Origin of the sequence: Bacillus sp. CFBP9009, assembly GCF_036541465.1 — a bacterium.
Classification (GTDB): Bacteria; Bacillota; Bacilli; order Bacillales; family DSM-1321; genus Peribacillus.
Map to the genome: position 1 here is coordinate 22,923 of NZ_JAZHFU010000021.1, position 16,216 is coordinate 39,138.

The following is a 16,216-nucleotide window of genomic DNA, read 5'->3' on the forward strand; positions in this document are numbered from 1 at the left end:
AGCTTTTGCTAACAGAGTTTTTATTTTTAAAGATATTTATTGAACCATCCTTTGATTTCCTCAACATGTTGCAAGCGCATTTTTGGAGATCCGCTTCGGGATACTTCATGAGTTTCATCTGGGAAAGAAACAAGTACCGCTTCTTTATTTTGACGTTTTAAGGCGACAAAAAATTGTTCGCTCTGTTCAATGGGACAGCGGAAGTCCTTATCACCGTGAAGTAAAAGTAAAGGGGTATTCACATCGGAAACATATTTTAATGGAGAGTGCTGCCATAATTTCTCAGCAGAGTTAACGATATCGCCGCCAACTTCCCACTCTGTAAAATAATAGCCGATGTCGCTGACCCCATAAAAACTTAGCCAGTTACTAATGCAACGCTGAGTAACAGCGGCCTTGAAGCGGTTGGTATGTCCGATGATCCAATTTGTCATGAACCCTCCATAACTTCCTCCGGATACCCCTAAATCTTCATGGTCTATAAAATCATACGAAGCTAAAACGTGATCAACTCCAGCCATTAAGTCTTTATAATCCATGCCACCATAATCGCCCCGGCAGGCATTTACGAAGTCTTGGCCATATCCTACACTCCCGCGCGGGTTAGTGAACAATACAGTATACCCTTCATTAGCCAAGGTCTGGAATTCATGAACATAGGTATTGGCATACATCATATGCGGACCGCCGTGGATTTCTAAAATGAGCGGATATTTTTGATTACCATCAAAATCGGTCGGTCTCATGATCCAGCCGTGGATGGTAAGTCCATCAACGGATCGGAATGTAATTGGTTCAGCCGTGGACAAATGTTTATCCTTCAAAAAATCCTCATTAACAAAACTGATTTGTTCCTTATCGCCATTGGTAAGGTTATAAGCAAAAAGATCGCCGGGATGAACAGGTGTACTGATGGCCACGACAGCACGGTGGCTTTCGGGATCTATAGTCAGGCCGTATATATGCTGCGGGTCAAGGATTGATGGATACATGGCTCCTTCAATCGAACCATAATATACTCCAGTATTTCCGTAATCACTTATTAAAAAGTAAAAACCTTGGCTATCGTTTGTCCACAAAATACCTGGGTCTCCGGCTCCGATTTGGAAATCCCCAATTGCGGAATCGCCTATTTGGACGTCCCATCCATCGGTCAAACACTGAGTCGTTTGATCGAAAATGGAATATAACCAGATATTTGAAAAGGTGGCACCGGCAAATTCTTTATTATGGCCAATGAAAGATAGATATTCGCCATTTGGAGACCATTTCGGATCTCTAAAGAAACCTGTACTATCCGTTATCTTCTCTAAAGATTTCGTTTCAAGGTCCATGATGAAAATATCGGAAAAAAGTTCATCATCACTTCTTTCTGCATCCCCGCTTATGAATGCAATACGCTGTCCGTCTGGGGACCATGCATTCGGTTGATGATCAACATTGTTTTCCGTTAGCAATGTTGATTCTCCCTTAAAAATGTCCACTATAACCAGCTGCTGATATAATTGATCAAAATAGCCTCTTCCATCCCATTTATACTTAATCCGTTCATACCTATTAACTTCTTTGGTCAAATCATTTCCCTTAACCGTATTAAGGTTTTCGTCTTCCTTTAACCCGGTAGAAAGCAGCAACTTGGTGGAACAAGGAGACCAAATAGGTTTTGATGCGCCGTTAACGAAATGGGTCAACTGGCGAGCTTCCCCACCAATGCTCCCAATAATGTGGACTTGTTTTTTCCCTGATCTGTCTGATATAAAGGCGATATGCTTGCCGTCGGGGGACCAGGCTGGTGATGTATCACGATTATCCCCAAACGTCCATTGCTTTGTTTCATTCGTAATCAGGCTGTACATAAACAGATTGGAAATGTATTTTTCCGTTTTTTCATCGATTCTGGTTTGGACATAAACCGCCATACTGCCATCCGGTGATAGCTTTGGATCGGTCACTGATTTCAAGTGAAATAAGTCTCTTGCTGTTATACCTATTTTGTTCATCCTTTTCACCCTTTCATTTCTCATAGGTATGTATTTCGCTAAAGAGAAATATAAATCCTTTAGTAAATGGTAAACGCGTAAGGTTTATTTATCAAGGACGAAAGAAATGAAAAAAATCCGGCCTTTTCATCAGGTCGGATCATCAGGATATAAAGGCAAAAAACTTACAATTACTTATGCATGTGTCGTGTATGTGGGCGGTGCGGCGGTATTTGGAAATTATGTTCTTCCATCATTTTATAATGTTTTTCAAAATGTGAAACCATTTTATCGGCTTCTTCTTTCGAAAGCGCGCCATATTCGACATATTTTTCGATCAATATCTTTTTGTCAGCGAGTATTTGCTTTTGGATCTTGGCGATTTCAGATTTTTGAGCATCAGTGAATTGTACACGTTCCGTTTGTGCTTTATTTTCCTCTGCAGCTGGGTGATTCAGGTTGACTATGAATAGGGAACAGGCTGTTAAACAGATGACTAAAAACTTTTTCATGAATGAACGACTCCTTCTTTTGTTTTTTTGCCTCATGAAGAACTGTAGAACATTTAAAACCTGAAAGTCTCTTCCGTGTAAATGTTTTTCTTTATGGAAGATTCCTTATTTCTTTATTATCATTTACAGCATTTACAGTTTTATGTAAAAAAATAGGTAAGGGTTTGTTAAAGGAAGATATGGGTAATTTAAATGTAAGCAAATATTTTGATGTAACTTCTTATTAATAAAAATCCTTAAAGAATGGGAAGAATGGGGGAGTATCATGATTTGGACGATTATTGGTGTAATAATATTATTATGGGTTCTTGGTTTAGTCTTTAAAGTGGCTGCAGGCTTTATACATATCTTGCTTATCATCGCGGTCATTCTCATTTTGGTTAAAGTTTTTAAGGGAAGGAATCGAATGTAGATGTGTATCGAATGTCTGACGTGGAAAAGCTTATAAATACCAATGTAAAAGGCGGCCTGGTGAACAGGCCGCCTTTTAATTTTCCGTTATGCTGTCAATCGTAAGGAAGTGGCTGGCCTAACAGCCTCTTATGAATCCATATCGCTGCTTGGGTGCCATCCCCCATTGAAATAGTGACTTGTTCTGAATGGGCAACGAGGTCACCGCCTGCCCAGACTCCTTTAATATTCGTTTCTTTAGTCCGGGGATGAATCACGACATGTTTGTTTTCATTGACTTCCACACCTAATTTTAGGGCTAGGTCATTATTTAGTTTGTTCCCTTTAAACGCCGTGAATGCTTTTTCAGCCTCGATTATTTTACCGGAGACTAATTGTATGCCCGTTAGCTGCTGTTTGTCGTCGACATGAACCTCACAAACTTCTTCTTCGATTACGGGAATCTGATTTTCCTTTAATTTTTCCCTATAATCATCATCAATTTTTGATTTCAAATGATTTACGTAAATGATATCTTTTGACCAATATAAAAGTGTAAGGGCCATGCCCGCACCCGTATTTCCGCCTCCAAGAACAACGGTTTGCTTGTCCATGATCTCATACCCATCACAGTCAGGGCATATATATGTGGATGTCCCAAGAGTTGGATAGATGTTTTTGATTGGAGGAATGTTATCGGTAATGCCGGTACCGAGAAAAATCATTTTTGCTTGATATTCCCTGTCATTCTTTGTTTGGATAAAAAACTTGTCCTGTTTTTTTTCAAGAGATGTCACTGTATCATCCAAGAATTCGACACCGAATTTTTCAGCGTGCTGTTTGCCAAGCGTCCTTAATTGTTTACCGCTTACCCCATCCGGCCATCCAAGAATGTTATGGTAAGCCTTGGCAATGGAAGAGCGGCCTTGAGCAGAGTCAATGACGATAATATTATGTTTATATCTTCCGAGCTGTATAGCTGCCTGAATACCGGCTATACCTCCACCAATAATAATGCAATCTGCTTGTTTCATGAATTCACCGCCCATAAATTTGGAATAAACCTAGTGTTATTCTATCTGTAAAAAATATACCACTAGTCGCTGGCTCTTAAACAAAAAAGGAGGAAGTCCGCCAGCTGGCGGACCTTCCTCCTTTTTTGTTAATGCCTGTATCATTGTTCTTGTATTGGTTCGAGCCATTCTTGTGCCCAATTTTGAATTTCGTTCATTACCGGTGCAAGAGCCTTGCCTTTTTCAGTTAAAGAATATTCAATCCTGACCGGTGTCTCTGGATATACGTCCCTTTTAACAATACCTTCAATTTCCAAGTCCTTTAAACGTTCGGAAAGAATCCTGCCGCTTATCGGGAATGCAGATTCAATATTACAAAACCGTTGAGGGCCATTAAGTAATTGATTGACAATCAATCCAGTCCAGCGTTTACTCAAGATTTGCATTCCTTTTTCAAATCGTGGACAAAGTGTCGTATTATTCATCTTATCACCTCATTATTAATATATTATAATGCATTTACCTCATATGTAACAACTTTACCGATAATAATTTAGTTACTAGAGATGTTAAAGTATAAGAAATTTATGAGCTTACTTTAAGTATCATGAAAAGAAATTCGCCCCGTAATTGCCACATTTTTAAAAAAAAGCTTTTAAAAAATGTGTTCTTTAGGGATACCGTGAAAAATATGTTATTTTAATATTGAAGTCAAAGTTTTATAAATGGAAGGGTTCGTGGGAAAGATGAGTGATTTACTGCAAGAGGCCGTATCCTTTATCAGGACAAGTTATCCGGAATTATCGAAAACGGAAGAGGACATGGATGGCAGGATTGAACAAATCAAAAAGGAAATAGATGAAACAGGCAGATATGAACATACATATGAAGAATTGTCTTATGGTGCTAAATTAGCTTGGCGTAATAGCAATCGTTGCATAGGACGCTTTTTTTGGGAGTCGCTGAGGGTGATTGATAAAAGGATGATTCAAAGCGAAGAAGAAATTGTATCGGCTCTCTTCGAGCATATCGAATATGCAACGAATAATGGGAGCATCAGACCTGTGATTACAATTTTCAAACAAAAAGATCATGATCGAAAAGTGGATATATGGAATCATCAGCTTATTCGATATGCAGGGTATGAGACGGAACATGGCGTAATCGGCGATTCAAGTTCAATAGCATTCACCAAGCAATGTATGGCATTGGGATGGGAAGGGAAATTCGGACGTTTCGATATTTTACCCCTTGTAGTCCAATTGGACGGGAAAACCCCTAGTTTATATGATATACCTGAAAGCCTCGTTAAAGAAGTTCAAATCACCCACCCTGAACTGACATGGTTCAAAGATCTTCAAATCAAATGGTATGCAGTTCCAATCATATCTGGCATGAGGCTGGAAATTGGCGGTATTACGTATTCAGCTGCACCATTTAATGGGTGGTACATGGGAACGGAAATCGGTGCCAGGAACCTTGCTGATGAAGAACGCTACAATATGCTGCCGGCAATCGGGGAGAGGATGGGCTTGGATATTAAACGTGATTCAAGTTTATGGAAAGATCGAGCCCTTATCGAACTCAATGAAGCAGTCCTTCATTCGTATAAAAAACACGGAGTCAGCATTGTTGATCACCATACAGCAGCTAAACAATTCAAGAAATTCGAAGAAAAAGAATCCACTTGTAACCGGAAAGTTACTGGGGACTGGACCTGGTTAATTCCGCCGGTTTCTCCAGCCACGACCCACGTTTTTCATCAGCCATATAATAATGAAATAATGAAACCTAATTTCTTTTATCAAATTCCTCCATATAAATAAAGGTTTACATTAATTGGCGTTGGGTATATATATAGCAAGCCAATAAATAAGGGGGAAGGTAATGATGGCATTAGGAAGAAACGTGGTATTACTAGGAGTCGGAGTTGCCGGAGTCTCATTTTTATCGAATAAAACGAACAGAGGAAAAGTGAAGGATATATGGTCCAATGCAAAAGCAAAAACAGTAGGCTTTTGGAATAGGACGGCATCAGAGCTGGATCCTGTAATTGAAAAGGCAGGTCACCCTGATCCATATGATCATGACGACAATAAAATGGTAGATGAAGGCGCCATGTATGGTGTTCACTATTATAATAATGCTAAGCATGGATAAAGTTATCAGACGCTTGGGGAAACCCAAGTGTTTTTTTGTGGTAGTTTTTATTATATTTCTCAAGCGTTAAAAACTGATAATTGCGAATTCTAAACAGGGAACCAAGGTATTAAATTCTTTATTGTGCTTTAAATGAATAAGGATTAAGATTAAAGAATCGAAAGGAAGTGGATACGAGTGAGCAGCAGTTCTTATGATCCTGAACCCAGAAAGCAAGAGGAAGCCAATATGATGCTAGAAGTCGAGACTGTTATTCTCTCTGAGTATCTGCTCGAAGAAGGTAAAATAAGGCTTTCTCTATAGAAGAGGAGGTCAAGAAATGATTGAAATCTACAAGACGGATGAAAACCGTCACCTAAACAATATCGAGGAAATGACAAAAGGTTCCTGGGTGAACATTGTCGCGCCCACAGAAGCTGAAATAGATTATATATGCACGACTTTGAAGTTACCGATCAATTTCATGAAAGATCCACTTGATGATGAGGAAAGGCCCCGTATCGAAAAAGAGGATGATAATGTTTTAATTATTGTCGACTTTCCATATTTGACCAGGGACGAAGCAGACTTACCGATCTTTGAAACGATTCCTATAGGTATGATCTTTACCAAAGACTGTTTCATTACGGTATCTTTGAAAGAAACACCGATATTGGCGAATTTCAAAAACAATAAGATCAAAGGATTTTTCACCAATAAGAAAACAAGGTTTGCTTTACAATTATTATTTGAAATTTCATCCTATTATTTACGTTACCTGAAACAGATTAACAAGATGACTAATGAAGCCGAACGTGAATTGCATCAGTCCATGAAAAATAAAGAATTATACACTTTCCTTGCTTTGGAAAAAAGCCTGGTTTATTTTACGACATCATTGAAATCTAATCGTGTAGTACTTGATAAGATCCTTCGTTTTAATTATTTGAAAATGTATGAAGAAGATAAAGAATTGCTTGAGGATGTAATCATCGAAAATGCTCAGGCAATTGAAATGGCAGAAGTGTATCTATCCATTCTTAGCGGTATGATGGATGCGTTCGCTTCGATCATTTCCAATAATGTCAATAATGCCATGAAGTTTCTAACCTCCGTGACTATTATTTTGACACTGCCGACGATGGTGGCAAGTTTTTACGGAATGAATGTGGAACTGCCATTTGAACATAATCGGTTTGCATTCATATTTACATTATTAATTGCCATAACATTGGCGGGGACGACGGCATTCATTTTTTGGAAGAAAAAATATTTTTAAAATTTACCGGCTTATTAAGCCTGTTTCAGACTGTAGACAAACTCGATGTAAATCGAGTTTGTCTACAGTCTGAAACAGGGGTTTGTGTAATTTGAACATTGATTTCCACTCCAGGCACTCGCTTTCCGCGGGCGGTCCGGGAGCCTCCTCGGCGCCTTTGCGCCTGCGGGGTCTCCCCTGGACTCGCATTTCCCGCAGGAGTCTCGCACCTTCCATTCCAATCAACTTTGTTTTAACTTTTAGATAGAACCCTTTTGCCTAAAGTCTTTATTGTTTTAAAATAGAATTAATAAAACTTGAGGTGATAAGGATGCTTTCTAAACATCTATTAAGCGTGTTCAACTTGAAATGATTACTATAGGATCAACTGGTGCAGCGAACCATTTGGTTGAGGCTGCCAAGCAGGTTTTGTTTTATTCCTCAAAAAAATCAGCAAATCCTTCACTGTTAATTCGATCGGAATAAGGGTTCTCATCTTTTACATTCTTTGCATCCAAATTTGTTTTAATCACTAAACGGGGACTCTGTGATGCTTCTCTGATGATACGATCGTTCAACTCTTTAAAGTCCGGTACATTCTTATTGCCGGGTTTGTTTGGTTCCAATAAAACCACCTCCATTTTTATCTTTGCAATAAAGGATGGGGTGTATTCATGAATATTCTTAGGTTTGGGAAGGATAAAGGACTGAGGAGGAGATCATGATGGCAAAATGGAACGAGCAAGCAGCTACCAATAATAATTTAAGGGCAAGTGATTTAAATCCAGATGGAGGCGATAAAGGTAAAATGGATTCAAAAACAATAGATGGAGATCAATTGAATGATCTAAAGATCCAAGAGGAAATCAGAAAGCAAAATATGTAAGAGAAGTCCCTGAACGTCAAAGTAAAGCAACACAGGATCATGCAGTGGAAAACGCTTGGCGGATAAACCAAGCGTTTTTTTTTTGCGTATCATGAAGACGGAATTCCATGGTTGATATAGACTCTTTTATCAGGAACGCTTTTGCTTTTTGAGTGAAGAGGGTTGAGTGAAGGACCCGGTTTCTTTCGTAGTTGTACCTTGCCCCTCTACCTGAGAAGAACCTAAACGAGTTTGTGAAGCATCTTTCTTGTTTTTTCCATTCATGTTTATCACCTCGATATTACTTTCCCTAATTCCTTTGCATCCTATACATATATTGAGGGTGAAAAGGACAGGTTAGAAGGTAGAGGAGGTGTGTGTTGATGTCAAAAATCGGTGTTGAAGAATCATTAACGAATATTCAGGAAGCACTTCGTGAAAAAGGTTTTGATGTTGTGGAAATTAAACAAGAAGCTGACGCAAAAAACGTGGATTGTTGTGTGGTAACAGGTTTGGAAAGTAATATGATGGGTATAAGCGATACTTCAATAAAAGCGTCTATCATTGAGGCAAATGGTTTAACGGCTGATGAAGTGTGCCGCGAAGTTGAAAATAAAGTGAACACCATTCAATAGTTCGAAAAGTGCCTAAACCGATATAGGATTAGGCACTTTTTCTGTTTTAGGTTACTGTGCAATGGAAATTGTCGCAATCAATTCCACCGCTACATTACCTTTGAGCGCTCTAGAAATCATACATGAAGTTTCAGCTTTTTCAGCAAGTTTCCTCGCTTTTTCAACCACTTTTTCAGAAGTACCCGGTACTAATATAAGTGCAGGTCGATGAATGATTTTCTTGTAGGTGAATACACCATTCGTAACATCCACTAACGCTTCCGATTGCATGGTCAAGCTCACCTTTTCTAAATGGGCTCGCTCTAACATGGCAGCAAAGGTAATGATATAGCAGGTCGATGCCGCCCCAAGAAGCATTTCATCGGGATTAGTCCCGATCCCTGGTCCTTCCATTCCAGTAGGAATACTTATCTGTGTTTGAAGATTCCCTGAATGAATCGTGCCGATATCATTTCTGCCGCCGGGCCATTCCGCGGTTAAATGAAAGTGATGTATCGTCATTTTTTTAACCTCCTTACTTTTCTATAGTGTAAACGATTAAACCGGTTAAGTATCCGATTTTGCTCACTCGGGGAGTAATCATACAGCAGTGGGTCAAATTAAGTTTTCAGTATGCCAATTCAAAGCCGACCTTAGCGGTCGAACGGATAGGCAATATTGATATAAAGGATACTGTTGATGAAACAAAGGCAGAGGCATCAGGCTATTTTAAGCACAATATTGGATAGGCTTTTCTATAATGATATAGACGGTTTTATATAAATGATACTTCATTAAGGAAGGGCTGAAAAGTTGACTACATTGAGTAATATGTTCGATTTGACTAATAAAACGGCTATCATTACCGGCGGAGGCAGAGGACTGGGCAAACAGATCGCCATGGCGTTGGGGGAGGCAGGTGCAAATATAGTCATTGCTTCACGAAATCTACCTCTATGTATGGAGGTATGTGAAGAATTGCAATCGATGGGTGTAAATGCCGTTGCCTTTGAATGTGATATCACGGATGAGAATGCCATTGACCATGTCGTCCAGGAAACAGTTGCTCAATTCGGCACGATTGATATTCTTGTCAATAATAGCGGTACGTCCTGGTCAGGTCCGCTTTTGGATCTTCCCAAGGATAAATGGGAAAAAGTATTGAGCGTTAACGTTACAGGTACATTCCTGTTTTCACAGGCTGTAGCGAAGGTCATGAAGCAGCAAAATTCCGGAAAAATCATAAATATTGCATCGGTGACAGGTCTTGGCGGGACGTTTCCTGAGCTATTGGATACGATAGCTTATAACACCAGTAAGGGTGCCATCATTACAATGACCAAGGATTTGGGAGTTAAACTTGCTAGATACGGCATCCAAGTCAATGCAATTGCACCTGGATTTTTCCCGACTAAAATCACTAAGAAAATTCTTGAAAAGTCTAATTATGACATATTAGGTAAAACTCCGGCCGGGAGGTTTGGCGATGAAGATGATTTAAAGGGTGCCGCCGTATTTTTAGCCTCACAGGCTTCTGACTATATGGTTGGACATGTTTTGATCATTGACGGTGGAATATCGGCATTAGTGTAAACGGAGGAGAAAGGAAGGAAGAAATATATGACGGAAAAATCAAATTTTTATAAAGGGCTTAAATTACTAGGCACACAAAAAGAGCAGCAGCTCAATAGTAAAATTCAAAATCTGCTGAATAATCGCGAATTAATAGAAACAGTAAGCGATAATGCACAAATGCAGGTTCCAAGAATAAATAGTCTGCAGGAAGCCTCAGAAAGAATGTCCATCATCATGAATTACCCAACAAAAAGAGATGTGGCGAGTTTAGCGAAATTAGTCATCCAGCTCGAAGAAAAAATTGATAGGTTAGAAGAGCTGGTCTCTATACTTGTCGAGGATAGGGGCGGGAATGTCAGAGGTAATTCTTCAATTCGTAATGCCAAATCATCCCGCAGTATGAAAAAAAAATCAAGATTGGAATCCAATGAAATGGAAGGGAGTAAAAAAAGGATATCGGATTTTATAAATAACTCCTTATTGTTAAGCTCACAGTTGCCTGAGTTCGATTCACTTGGACAGGGGAAGTCAAATGTCTAAGAGGAAAGTGCCGAAAAATCAATCCGAATCCAAAACTAAATGGAAACATTTAATGGATATTCACAATCAGCCAATGCCTGAAATGGGACTGACGCCGAAAATAGCGGTGTGGAAAAAAAACAAATCAACGCTTTGGTATTATCCGTCAACACAAAAAAAATATGATGTACCGGTTTTTCTTATATATTCACTAATCAATACTCCTTTGATTCTTGATTTGTCCCCAGGGAATAGTTTAATAGAATCTTTTGTAAATGAAGGTTTTGATGTATATTTGCTTGATTTTGGAAGCCCGGGCTTTGAAGATGGTGAAATATCGATCGAAGATTATATCGTCGATTATATTCAAAAAGGAGTGCAGCGTGCATTACGCCACTCTGGAGCATCAGAAATTACAGTTATGGGGTTTTGCCTCGGCGGTACAATAGCCGCAATATATGCTGCCATTGCAGACGAGCCGATCAAGAATTTGATTCTTTCCGCTACCCCGGTGGATTTCAGTGCCTCAGAATTTTTTGATCAATGGCAGGTAGCGTTAAAAGAAGGGACAGCGGATTTTGACGAGACAATAGATATTTATCAAACGATTCCAGCCAGTGCAGTTAAATATGGAATCCGGTTAATGACATCTCCCATCTATATATCACCCTATTTATCTTTATTGAATCAAGCGGATGATGAGGAATACGTTCAAAATTGGCGCCGCTTCAATGCTTGGACTAATGGGCATGTACCATTATCCGGAGCAGCCGCAAAACAAATAACCAAGGATTTATTGATAAAAAATAGCTTGGTTAATGGTGGTTTTAAGGTAAGGGGAAAAAAAGCGAAGCTATCGAAAATTGATGCTAGTGTTTTGGTAATAGCGGGTAAGTATGATCGATTGGTCCCACAGGAAATGATTTATCCGGTAATGAAGCATCTAACATGTAAGGATAAGACATATAGCCTACTGAAAAGTGGACATGCTGCTAAACAATATTCCGGTGAACTCCCATATTATTTGAAGGAATGGCTACCAGGGCGTTCTTCACCAATTCAATAAAGGTTACTAGGGGGATGTGAAATGTACGTGTTGAACGCCAGTGTGGATATCAAAATCATGCCGGTTGTAGAATATATAGGCTTTGCGTCATTGATATTTTCAAAATTTTTTGCAACATTTCCAGATTACTAAAAGCGAAATAAATGAAAGGGCTGGCTCGGTATGTAGAGCCAGCCCCTATTGTATCATTGATAATATTTCACTCGTTCTTCAAGTGGTGAGAAGTCTTTATCGCCAGGCTCTGCAGTGGGTTTTCCAAAGGGCATCTGTGCGATGAGTTTCCAATCGCGTGATATATCCCATGTCTTTCTCACTTCGTCATCGATTAAAGGATTATAATGCTGAAGGCTTGCACCAAACCCCTCAATTTCCAAGGAAGTCCATACGACAAATTGTAAAATGGCAGACGATTGGTTCGACCAAATCGGAAAGTTTTCGGCATACGTTTTGAATTGTTCTTGAAGCCTTGTTATAATGGCCTGGTCTTCAAAGAATAAAACCGTACCATAACCATTTATAAATGACTTCATTTTTTCTTCCGTCTTTTCAAAATCTTTGTCACCGACAGCTTTTCTTAATGTGTTCTTCGTGATATCCCATAATTGGTCGTGGCTTTGACCAGTTAAAACAATCACTCTTGCACTTTGGGAATTGAAAGCGGAAGGGGAATATTGAACGGCATGATCGATAACTTCTTTAATCCTTTTATTAGGGACAACACGTTCCTTGCTAAGGGAATAATAAGAGCGTCTATCTTCAATTGCGCTAAAAAAATCTTTAGCCATATATCATACCTCCATTCATTATACCGACTTATTTTGACCTGATTTTATTATTTTATGAAAAGTGTATACGGGTGAAATTATTTGAATGAAAATGGTTGACAAATTTATCGCTGTCATTTATCTTTAAATCAAGATATTTGTATTAAAAGTATTATATGTTTGGTTAAATACCTCGAATTCGAGATATTATTTACGGATTAATTCATCTCCGTAAGGGGAGATTTATAAAGATAGGAGTGGTAAGGATGGAATTAAAAGGATTACATCATGTTTCGGCGATTACAGCTAAAGCGGGAAATAACTTTGATTTCTACACAAAAGTCTTAGGGATGCGATTAATCAAAAAAACGGTGAATCAAGATGATGTTCGTGTGTATCACTTATTTTATGGAGATCAAATCGGTTCTCCGGGTACGGAATTGACTTTTTTTGAAATTCCCAATGCTGCCCGCACTCATGAGGGAAACAATAGCATTTCAGAAATTTCTTTAAGGGTGAGAGATGATGAAGCTCTAGGATATTGGAAAAAACGGTTTGTGGAATTCAATGTTGAGCATGATGAAATATCGAGCCGTTTTGAAAGGAAGGTGCTTTCTTTTAAAGATCCTGAAGGGCAGAGGCTACTTCTGGTTTCCGATCAGGATAATAACGGTGTTCAAGGAGGATCACCATGGGATGGAAGCCCGGTACCGCAAGAGTTTTCCATCCTTGGATTAGGACCGGTAAAACTTACTGTACCCAATAGTGAACAAACAGAAAGTGTTCTTTCCGAGGTATTGGGGTTCAGGAAATCAGGCACATGTCCATCTTTAATTAGGGGGCAAAATCCAATTGTCGTTTACGAGACAGGTGAGGGAGGAACAGGAGCGGAACTTCATATTGAAGAAAGGAATGACATTCCTCGGGAAAGGTTGGGGAGGGGTGGTGTACACCATGTTGCCTTTCGGGTGGATAATGAAGAAGAACTGAGAAAATGGATAGAAAAAATTAGTGAATCAAAATTCGTGAACTCTGGATATGTGGACCGCTTTTATTTTCGTTCACTTTATTTTAGGGAGCCGAATGGCATATTATTTGAACTAGCTACTGATGGACCTGGTTTTGCAGTGGATGAAGCAGAGCAGCACCTAGGTGAGAACCTTGCCCTGCCGCCATTTTTAGAATCAAAAAGAAAGGATATTGAATCGAATTTAAAACCACTGAATACAAAATCAACAAATTAATCAACGGGAAAGGAAGTAATCGGCATGCAAAAGCAAAATGCAGGAATACATCATATAACCGCAATTGTAGGCAATCCTCAAGAGAATGTGGATTTTTATGCTGGAGTGCTGGGGATGCGTATGGTGAAGAAAACCGTTAATTTTGATGATCCAGGCACCTATCATTTATATTTCGGAGATGATTCAGGTTCACCGGGCACTATCATTACTTTCTTTCCTTGGCCTGGGGCATACCGAGGGACAATTGGCTCCGGACAAGTGGGGATTACAACATATGCCGTTCCGGAAGGTTCAATGGGCTTCTGGGAAACGCGCTTGGGTAAATTTAATATTGACTTTGAAAAGATCTCACGCTTCGGCGAGGATTATCTGGGATTTCAGGACCCACATGGATTGCAACTTGAACTGGTTGAGCGTAAAGAAGGTAAAAATAGCGAGTGGTCATTCGGCGGTGTACCAGCTGACAAGGCGATCAAGGGATTCGGCGGTGCTGTATTATTGACGTCGAAACCGATAAAAACGATGGAGCTATTAGAGGAAGTGATGGGCCTGCAAAAGATTGGGGAAGAGGGCGATTTCATCCGCTTTAAATCCACATCGGACATCGGAAATTTGATAGATGTTAAAAAAACGGTTTTGCCAAATGGGAAAATCGGAGTGGGAACTGTCCATCATCTTGCATGGCGTGCAGGCGATAATGAAGATCATAAAGAATGGAGGGAGCATATCGCAAACCATGGCTATGGCGTGACACCCTTTAAAGACCGCCAATACTTCGATGCCATTTATTTCAGGGAAGATGGAGGCATACTCTTTGAAGTTGCCACAGATCCACCTGGCTTTGCTCATGATGAAACGAAGGAAACGATGGGTAGTAAATTAATGCTGCCGCCATGGCTTGAAGAAAAAAGGGAGATCATGGAGAAAACGTTACTGCCGGCAGTGCCGAGGGTACTAGAGGAGGATAAATGATGAAGCATATTTTTCAAAAAGGAAGTAATCCAGATGCACCGTTGCTTTTGCTTTTACATGGCACTGGAGGAACGGAAACGGATCTTTTGCCATTATCGGAAATGGTTTCACCGGGATCATCCGTACTCAGCGTACGGGGAAATGTACTTGAAAACGGAATGCCTCGTTATTTCCGCCGGCTGGCTGAAGGAGTTTTTGATGAAGAAGATTTGATTTTCCGTACGAAGGAGCTTTATGACTTCTTGGAATCAGCATCCGGACAATATGACTTCGATCGTGACAGAGTGGTGGCATTAGGTTATTCTAATGGTGCAAACATAGCAGCAAGTTTGATGTTCCATTTCGAAGGGGCTTTAAAAGGAGCGATTCTTCATCATCCAATGGTGCCTAGACGCGGGATTGCTTTGCCGGCCCTATCGGATATACCTGTATTCATTGCTGCAGGTAAAAACGATCCGATTTGCCCGGCAGCAGAAACTGATGAACTTAATCAACTTTTACTCCAAGCTGGTGCTGCGGTGGATGTTCACTGGGAAAATTACGGTCATCAGTTAACACGTTCAGAGGTTGATGCAGCAAGTTCATGGTTTCAAAAGATCTTTTTATAAGAATGAGAGGGATGAAGATGATTTCAGTTAATCCTGAAAGTCTTACTGAAAGGGAAAATTATAAGTTTTTGACTGGAAGCATTATACCGAGACCAATAGCCCTGGTTACGACACAATCCGAAACCGGTACAATCAATATAGCGCCGTTCAGTTTTTTTAACATAGTCAGTTCCAATCCTCCGATGATTTCCATTTCTGTTCAACGGAAAGAAGGAGTTTCAAAGGACACGGCCCGAAATGCAATTCAAACAGGTGAATTCGTTGTTCATATCACTGATGAAGATAATGTTGCTGATGCAAATCGAACGGCCAAGGAACTTCCGTCTGACGAAAGTGAATTGGGTCTTACCAATTTCACTCAGGCGGTTAGTGATAATGTATCGGTACCAGGATTGCAAGAAGCGAAGGTACGCTTTGAATGTACATTAGAGCATGCGATACCATTGGCAGGTTCCAAGAATAAACCTGGTTGTGATTTATTGATAGGGAAAATAGTCTGCTATCATATAGAGCAGGATATTTACCATAATGGCCGAATTGACCAGAATGGGCTAAAACCTGTAGCAAGATTAGCGGGTCATACTTATACAAAACTAGGGGAATTATTTGAAATAGAACGACCTTAAGGAATAAGAAAGAAAAATGGCGTCATCTTTTAAGGTGTCGTCATTTTTTTTAATTATTCCCGGTTAGCATTA

General features: G+C 39.7%; 21 protein-coding genes. 13 read left to right on the top strand and 8 right to left on the bottom strand.

The genetic code is table 11. From position 1 onward, the window contains the following. Positions 1–26 precede the first annotated feature (26 nt). Positions 27–2,000 (bottom strand): S9 family peptidase, encoded by a 1,974-nt coding sequence (locus tag V3595_RS25730; RefSeq protein WP_485910529.1) that lies wholly within the window; start codon positions 1,998–2,000, stop codon positions 27–29. Positions 2,001–2,170: 170 nt separating this feature from the next. Next, a complete protein-coding gene (locus V3595_RS25735) occupies positions 2,171–2,491 on the bottom strand; it encodes a YckD family protein (RefSeq protein ID WP_485910531.1) in 321 nt (106 codons plus the stop codon). 265 nt (positions 2,492–2,756) lie between these two features. Between V3595_RS25735 and V3595_RS25740 the strand changes: the two genes are divergently transcribed. After that, the gene (locus tag V3595_RS25740; RefSeq protein ID WP_106027466.1) at positions 2,757–2,903 is read left to right on the top strand and encodes a lmo0937 family membrane protein; all 147 of its coding nucleotides are present in this window, start codon (positions 2,757–2,759) and stop codon (positions 2,901–2,903) included. Between the two features lie 94 nt (positions 2,904–2,997). Here V3595_RS25740 and V3595_RS25745 read toward each other — a convergent pair whose 3' ends face one another. Together V3595_RS25745 and catR are read right to left on the bottom strand one after the other, a co-directional pair. Continuing rightward, positions 2,998–3,915 carry an NAD(P)/FAD-dependent oxidoreductase gene (locus tag V3595_RS25745; RefSeq protein ID WP_485910533.1) on the bottom strand — a complete coding sequence of 306 codons (918 nt, stop codon included), beginning with the start codon at positions 3,913–3,915 and terminating at the stop codon, positions 2,998–3,000. A 140-nt stretch (positions 3,916–4,055) separates the two neighbouring features. Beyond that, on the bottom strand, positions 4,056–4,379 hold the full coding sequence (gene catR / locus V3595_RS25750) for a catDE operon transcriptional regulator CatR (RefSeq protein WP_101225109.1): 324 nt from the start codon (positions 4,377–4,379) through the stop codon (positions 4,056–4,058). A gap of 261 nt (positions 4,380–4,640) precedes the next feature. Here catR and V3595_RS25755 point away from each other — a divergent pair, with 261 nt between their 5' ends. From V3595_RS25755 to V3595_RS25765, 3 genes are all read left to right on the top strand, one after another. Next, positions 4,641–5,720 (top strand): nitric oxide synthase oxygenase, encoded by a 1,080-nt coding sequence (locus V3595_RS25755; RefSeq protein WP_485910535.1) that lies wholly within the window; start codon positions 4,641–4,643, stop codon positions 5,718–5,720. A gap of 64 nt (positions 5,721–5,784) precedes the next feature. After that, positions 5,785–6,054: a hypothetical protein gene (locus V3595_RS25760; protein WP_309518866.1), complete on the top strand. Its 270-nt coding sequence runs from the start codon at positions 5,785–5,787 to the stop codon at positions 6,052–6,054. A gap of 319 nt (positions 6,055–6,373) precedes the next feature. Further along, on the top strand, positions 6,374–7,312 hold the full coding sequence (locus V3595_RS25765; protein ID WP_485910538.1) for a magnesium transporter CorA family protein: 939 nt from the start codon (positions 6,374–6,376) through the stop codon (positions 7,310–7,312). 413 nt (positions 7,313–7,725) lie between these two features. Here the strand turns inward: V3595_RS25765 and V3595_RS25770 are convergent, their stop codons facing one another. Further along, positions 7,726–7,917 (bottom strand): hypothetical protein, encoded by a 192-nt coding sequence (locus V3595_RS25770; protein WP_485910540.1) that lies wholly within the window; start codon positions 7,915–7,917, stop codon positions 7,726–7,728. Positions 7,918–8,015: 98 nt separating this feature from the next. On the opposite strand from V3595_RS25770, the gene V3595_RS25775 reads away from it, so the two are divergent. Beyond that, on the top strand, positions 8,016–8,177 hold the full coding sequence (locus tag V3595_RS25775; RefSeq protein WP_485910542.1) for a hypothetical protein: 162 nt from the start codon (positions 8,016–8,018) through the stop codon (positions 8,175–8,177). 129 nt (positions 8,178–8,306) lie between these two features. On the opposite strand, the gene V3595_RS25780 is transcribed toward V3595_RS25775, so the two are convergent. Next, positions 8,307–8,441, bottom strand: coding sequence for a YuzL family protein (locus V3595_RS25780; protein ID WP_101225105.1), 135 nt, complete (start codon positions 8,439–8,441; stop codon positions 8,307–8,309). A gap of 98 nt (positions 8,442–8,539) precedes the next feature. Between V3595_RS25780 and V3595_RS25785 the strand changes: the two genes are divergently transcribed. After that, positions 8,540–8,791, top strand: a complete 252-nt coding sequence (locus V3595_RS25785) for a YkuS family protein (protein ID WP_485910544.1) — start codon at positions 8,540–8,542, stop codon at positions 8,789–8,791. A gap of 51 nt (positions 8,792–8,842) precedes the next feature. Here V3595_RS25785 and V3595_RS25790 read toward each other — a convergent pair whose 3' ends face one another. After that, positions 8,843–9,292, bottom strand: coding sequence for an OsmC family protein (locus V3595_RS25790; RefSeq protein WP_485910546.1), 450 nt, complete (start codon positions 9,290–9,292; stop codon positions 8,843–8,845). A gap of 309 nt (positions 9,293–9,601) precedes the next feature. Here V3595_RS25790 and V3595_RS25795 point away from each other — a divergent pair, with 309 nt between their 5' ends. Genes V3595_RS25795 through V3595_RS25805 form a run of 3 tightly spaced genes read left to right on the top strand, consistent with a single transcriptional unit; the run spans position 9,602 to position 11,930 of the window. Further along, positions 9,602–10,363 (top strand): SDR family oxidoreductase, encoded by a 762-nt coding sequence (locus tag V3595_RS25795; protein ID WP_485910578.1) that lies wholly within the window; start codon positions 9,602–9,604, stop codon positions 10,361–10,363. A 27-nt stretch (positions 10,364–10,390) separates the two neighbouring features. Continuing rightward, on the top strand, positions 10,391–10,885 hold the full coding sequence (locus V3595_RS25800) for a hypothetical protein (protein ID WP_485910548.1): 495 nt from the start codon (positions 10,391–10,393) through the stop codon (positions 10,883–10,885). Beyond that, a complete protein-coding gene (locus V3595_RS25805) occupies positions 10,878–11,930 on the top strand; it encodes an alpha/beta fold hydrolase (protein ID WP_485910550.1) in 1,053 nt (350 codons plus the stop codon). Before V3595_RS25800 ends, V3595_RS25805 begins: the two co-directional genes overlap by 8 nt. A 185-nt stretch (positions 11,931–12,115) precedes the next feature. Here the strand turns inward: V3595_RS25805 and V3595_RS25810 are convergent, their stop codons facing one another. Further along, positions 12,116–12,715, bottom strand: coding sequence for a nitroreductase family protein (locus tag V3595_RS25810; protein WP_402905140.1), 600 nt, complete (start codon positions 12,713–12,715; stop codon positions 12,116–12,118). 245 nt (positions 12,716–12,960) lie between these two features. Here V3595_RS25810 and V3595_RS25815 point away from each other — a divergent pair, with 245 nt between their 5' ends. From V3595_RS25815 to V3595_RS25830, 4 genes are read left to right on the top strand one after another with little or no spacing between them, the layout of a single operon-like run. After that, on the top strand, positions 12,961–13,938 hold the full coding sequence (locus tag V3595_RS25815) for a ring-cleaving dioxygenase (protein WP_485910552.1): 978 nt from the start codon (positions 12,961–12,963) through the stop codon (positions 13,936–13,938). Positions 13,939–13,962: 24 nt separating this feature from the next. Next, a complete protein-coding gene (locus tag V3595_RS25820) occupies positions 13,963–14,910 on the top strand; it encodes a ring-cleaving dioxygenase (protein ID WP_485910554.1) in 948 nt (315 codons plus the stop codon). Further along, positions 14,910–15,518, top strand: a complete 609-nt coding sequence (locus V3595_RS25825; protein ID WP_485910556.1) for an alpha/beta hydrolase — start codon at positions 14,910–14,912, stop codon at positions 15,516–15,518. Before V3595_RS25820 ends, V3595_RS25825 begins: the two co-directional genes overlap by 1 nt. Before the next feature lie 17 nt (positions 15,519–15,535). Next, positions 15,536–16,144 (top strand): flavin reductase family protein, encoded by a 609-nt coding sequence (locus V3595_RS25830; RefSeq protein WP_485910558.1) that lies wholly within the window; start codon positions 15,536–15,538, stop codon positions 16,142–16,144. The last annotated feature ends 72 nt before the right edge of the window (positions 16,145–16,216 follow it).

Excerpts from the sequence above, each read along its gene's own strand:
- V3595_RS25730 (WP_485910529.1), bottom strand. The coding sequence starts at position 2,000 with ATGAACAAAATAGGTATAACAGCAAGAGACTTATTTCACTTGAAATCA.
- V3595_RS25735 (WP_485910531.1), bottom strand. The coding sequence starts at position 2,491 with ATGAAAAAGTTTTTAGTCATCTGTTTAACAGCCTGTTCCCTATTCATA.
- V3595_RS25740 (WP_106027466.1), top strand. The coding sequence starts at position 2,757 with ATGATTTGGACGATTATTGGTGTAATAATATTATTATGGGTTCTTGGT.
- V3595_RS25745 (WP_485910533.1), bottom strand. The coding sequence starts at position 3,915 with ATGAAACAAGCAGATTGCATTATTATTGGTGGAGGTATAGCCGGTATT.
- catR (WP_101225109.1), bottom strand. The coding sequence starts at position 4,379 with ATGAATAATACGACACTTTGTCCACGATTTGAAAAAGGAATGCAAATC.
- V3595_RS25755 (WP_485910535.1), top strand. The coding sequence starts at position 4,641 with ATGAGTGATTTACTGCAAGAGGCCGTATCCTTTATCAGGACAAGTTAT.
- V3595_RS25760 (WP_309518866.1), top strand. The coding sequence starts at position 5,785 with ATGGCATTAGGAAGAAACGTGGTATTACTAGGAGTCGGAGTTGCCGGA.
- V3595_RS25765 (WP_485910538.1), top strand. The coding sequence starts at position 6,374 with ATGATTGAAATCTACAAGACGGATGAAAACCGTCACCTAAACAATATC.
- V3595_RS25775 (WP_485910542.1), top strand. The coding sequence starts at position 8,016 with ATGGCAAAATGGAACGAGCAAGCAGCTACCAATAATAATTTAAGGGCA.
- V3595_RS25780 (WP_101225105.1), bottom strand. The coding sequence starts at position 8,441 with ATGAATGGAAAAAACAAGAAAGATGCTTCACAAACTCGTTTAGGTTCT.
- V3595_RS25785 (WP_485910544.1), top strand. The coding sequence starts at position 8,540 with ATGTCAAAAATCGGTGTTGAAGAATCATTAACGAATATTCAGGAAGCA.
- V3595_RS25790 (WP_485910546.1), bottom strand. The coding sequence starts at position 9,292 with ATGACGATACATCACTTTCATTTAACCGCGGAATGGCCCGGCGGCAGA.
- V3595_RS25795 (WP_485910578.1), top strand. The coding sequence starts at position 9,602 with ATGTTCGATTTGACTAATAAAACGGCTATCATTACCGGCGGAGGCAGA.
- V3595_RS25800 (WP_485910548.1), top strand. The coding sequence starts at position 10,391 with ATGACGGAAAAATCAAATTTTTATAAAGGGCTTAAATTACTAGGCACA.
- V3595_RS25805 (WP_485910550.1), top strand. The coding sequence starts at position 10,878 with ATGTCTAAGAGGAAAGTGCCGAAAAATCAATCCGAATCCAAAACTAAA.
- V3595_RS25810 (WP_402905140.1), bottom strand. The coding sequence starts at position 12,715 with ATGGCTAAAGATTTTTTTAGCGCAATTGAAGATAGACGCTCTTATTAT.
- V3595_RS25815 (WP_485910552.1), top strand. The coding sequence starts at position 12,961 with ATGGAATTAAAAGGATTACATCATGTTTCGGCGATTACAGCTAAAGCG.
- V3595_RS25820 (WP_485910554.1), top strand. The coding sequence starts at position 13,963 with ATGCAAAAGCAAAATGCAGGAATACATCATATAACCGCAATTGTAGGC.
- V3595_RS25825 (WP_485910556.1), top strand. The coding sequence starts at position 14,910 with ATGAAGCATATTTTTCAAAAAGGAAGTAATCCAGATGCACCGTTGCTT.
- V3595_RS25830 (WP_485910558.1), top strand. The coding sequence starts at position 15,536 with ATGATTTCAGTTAATCCTGAAAGTCTTACTGAAAGGGAAAATTATAAG.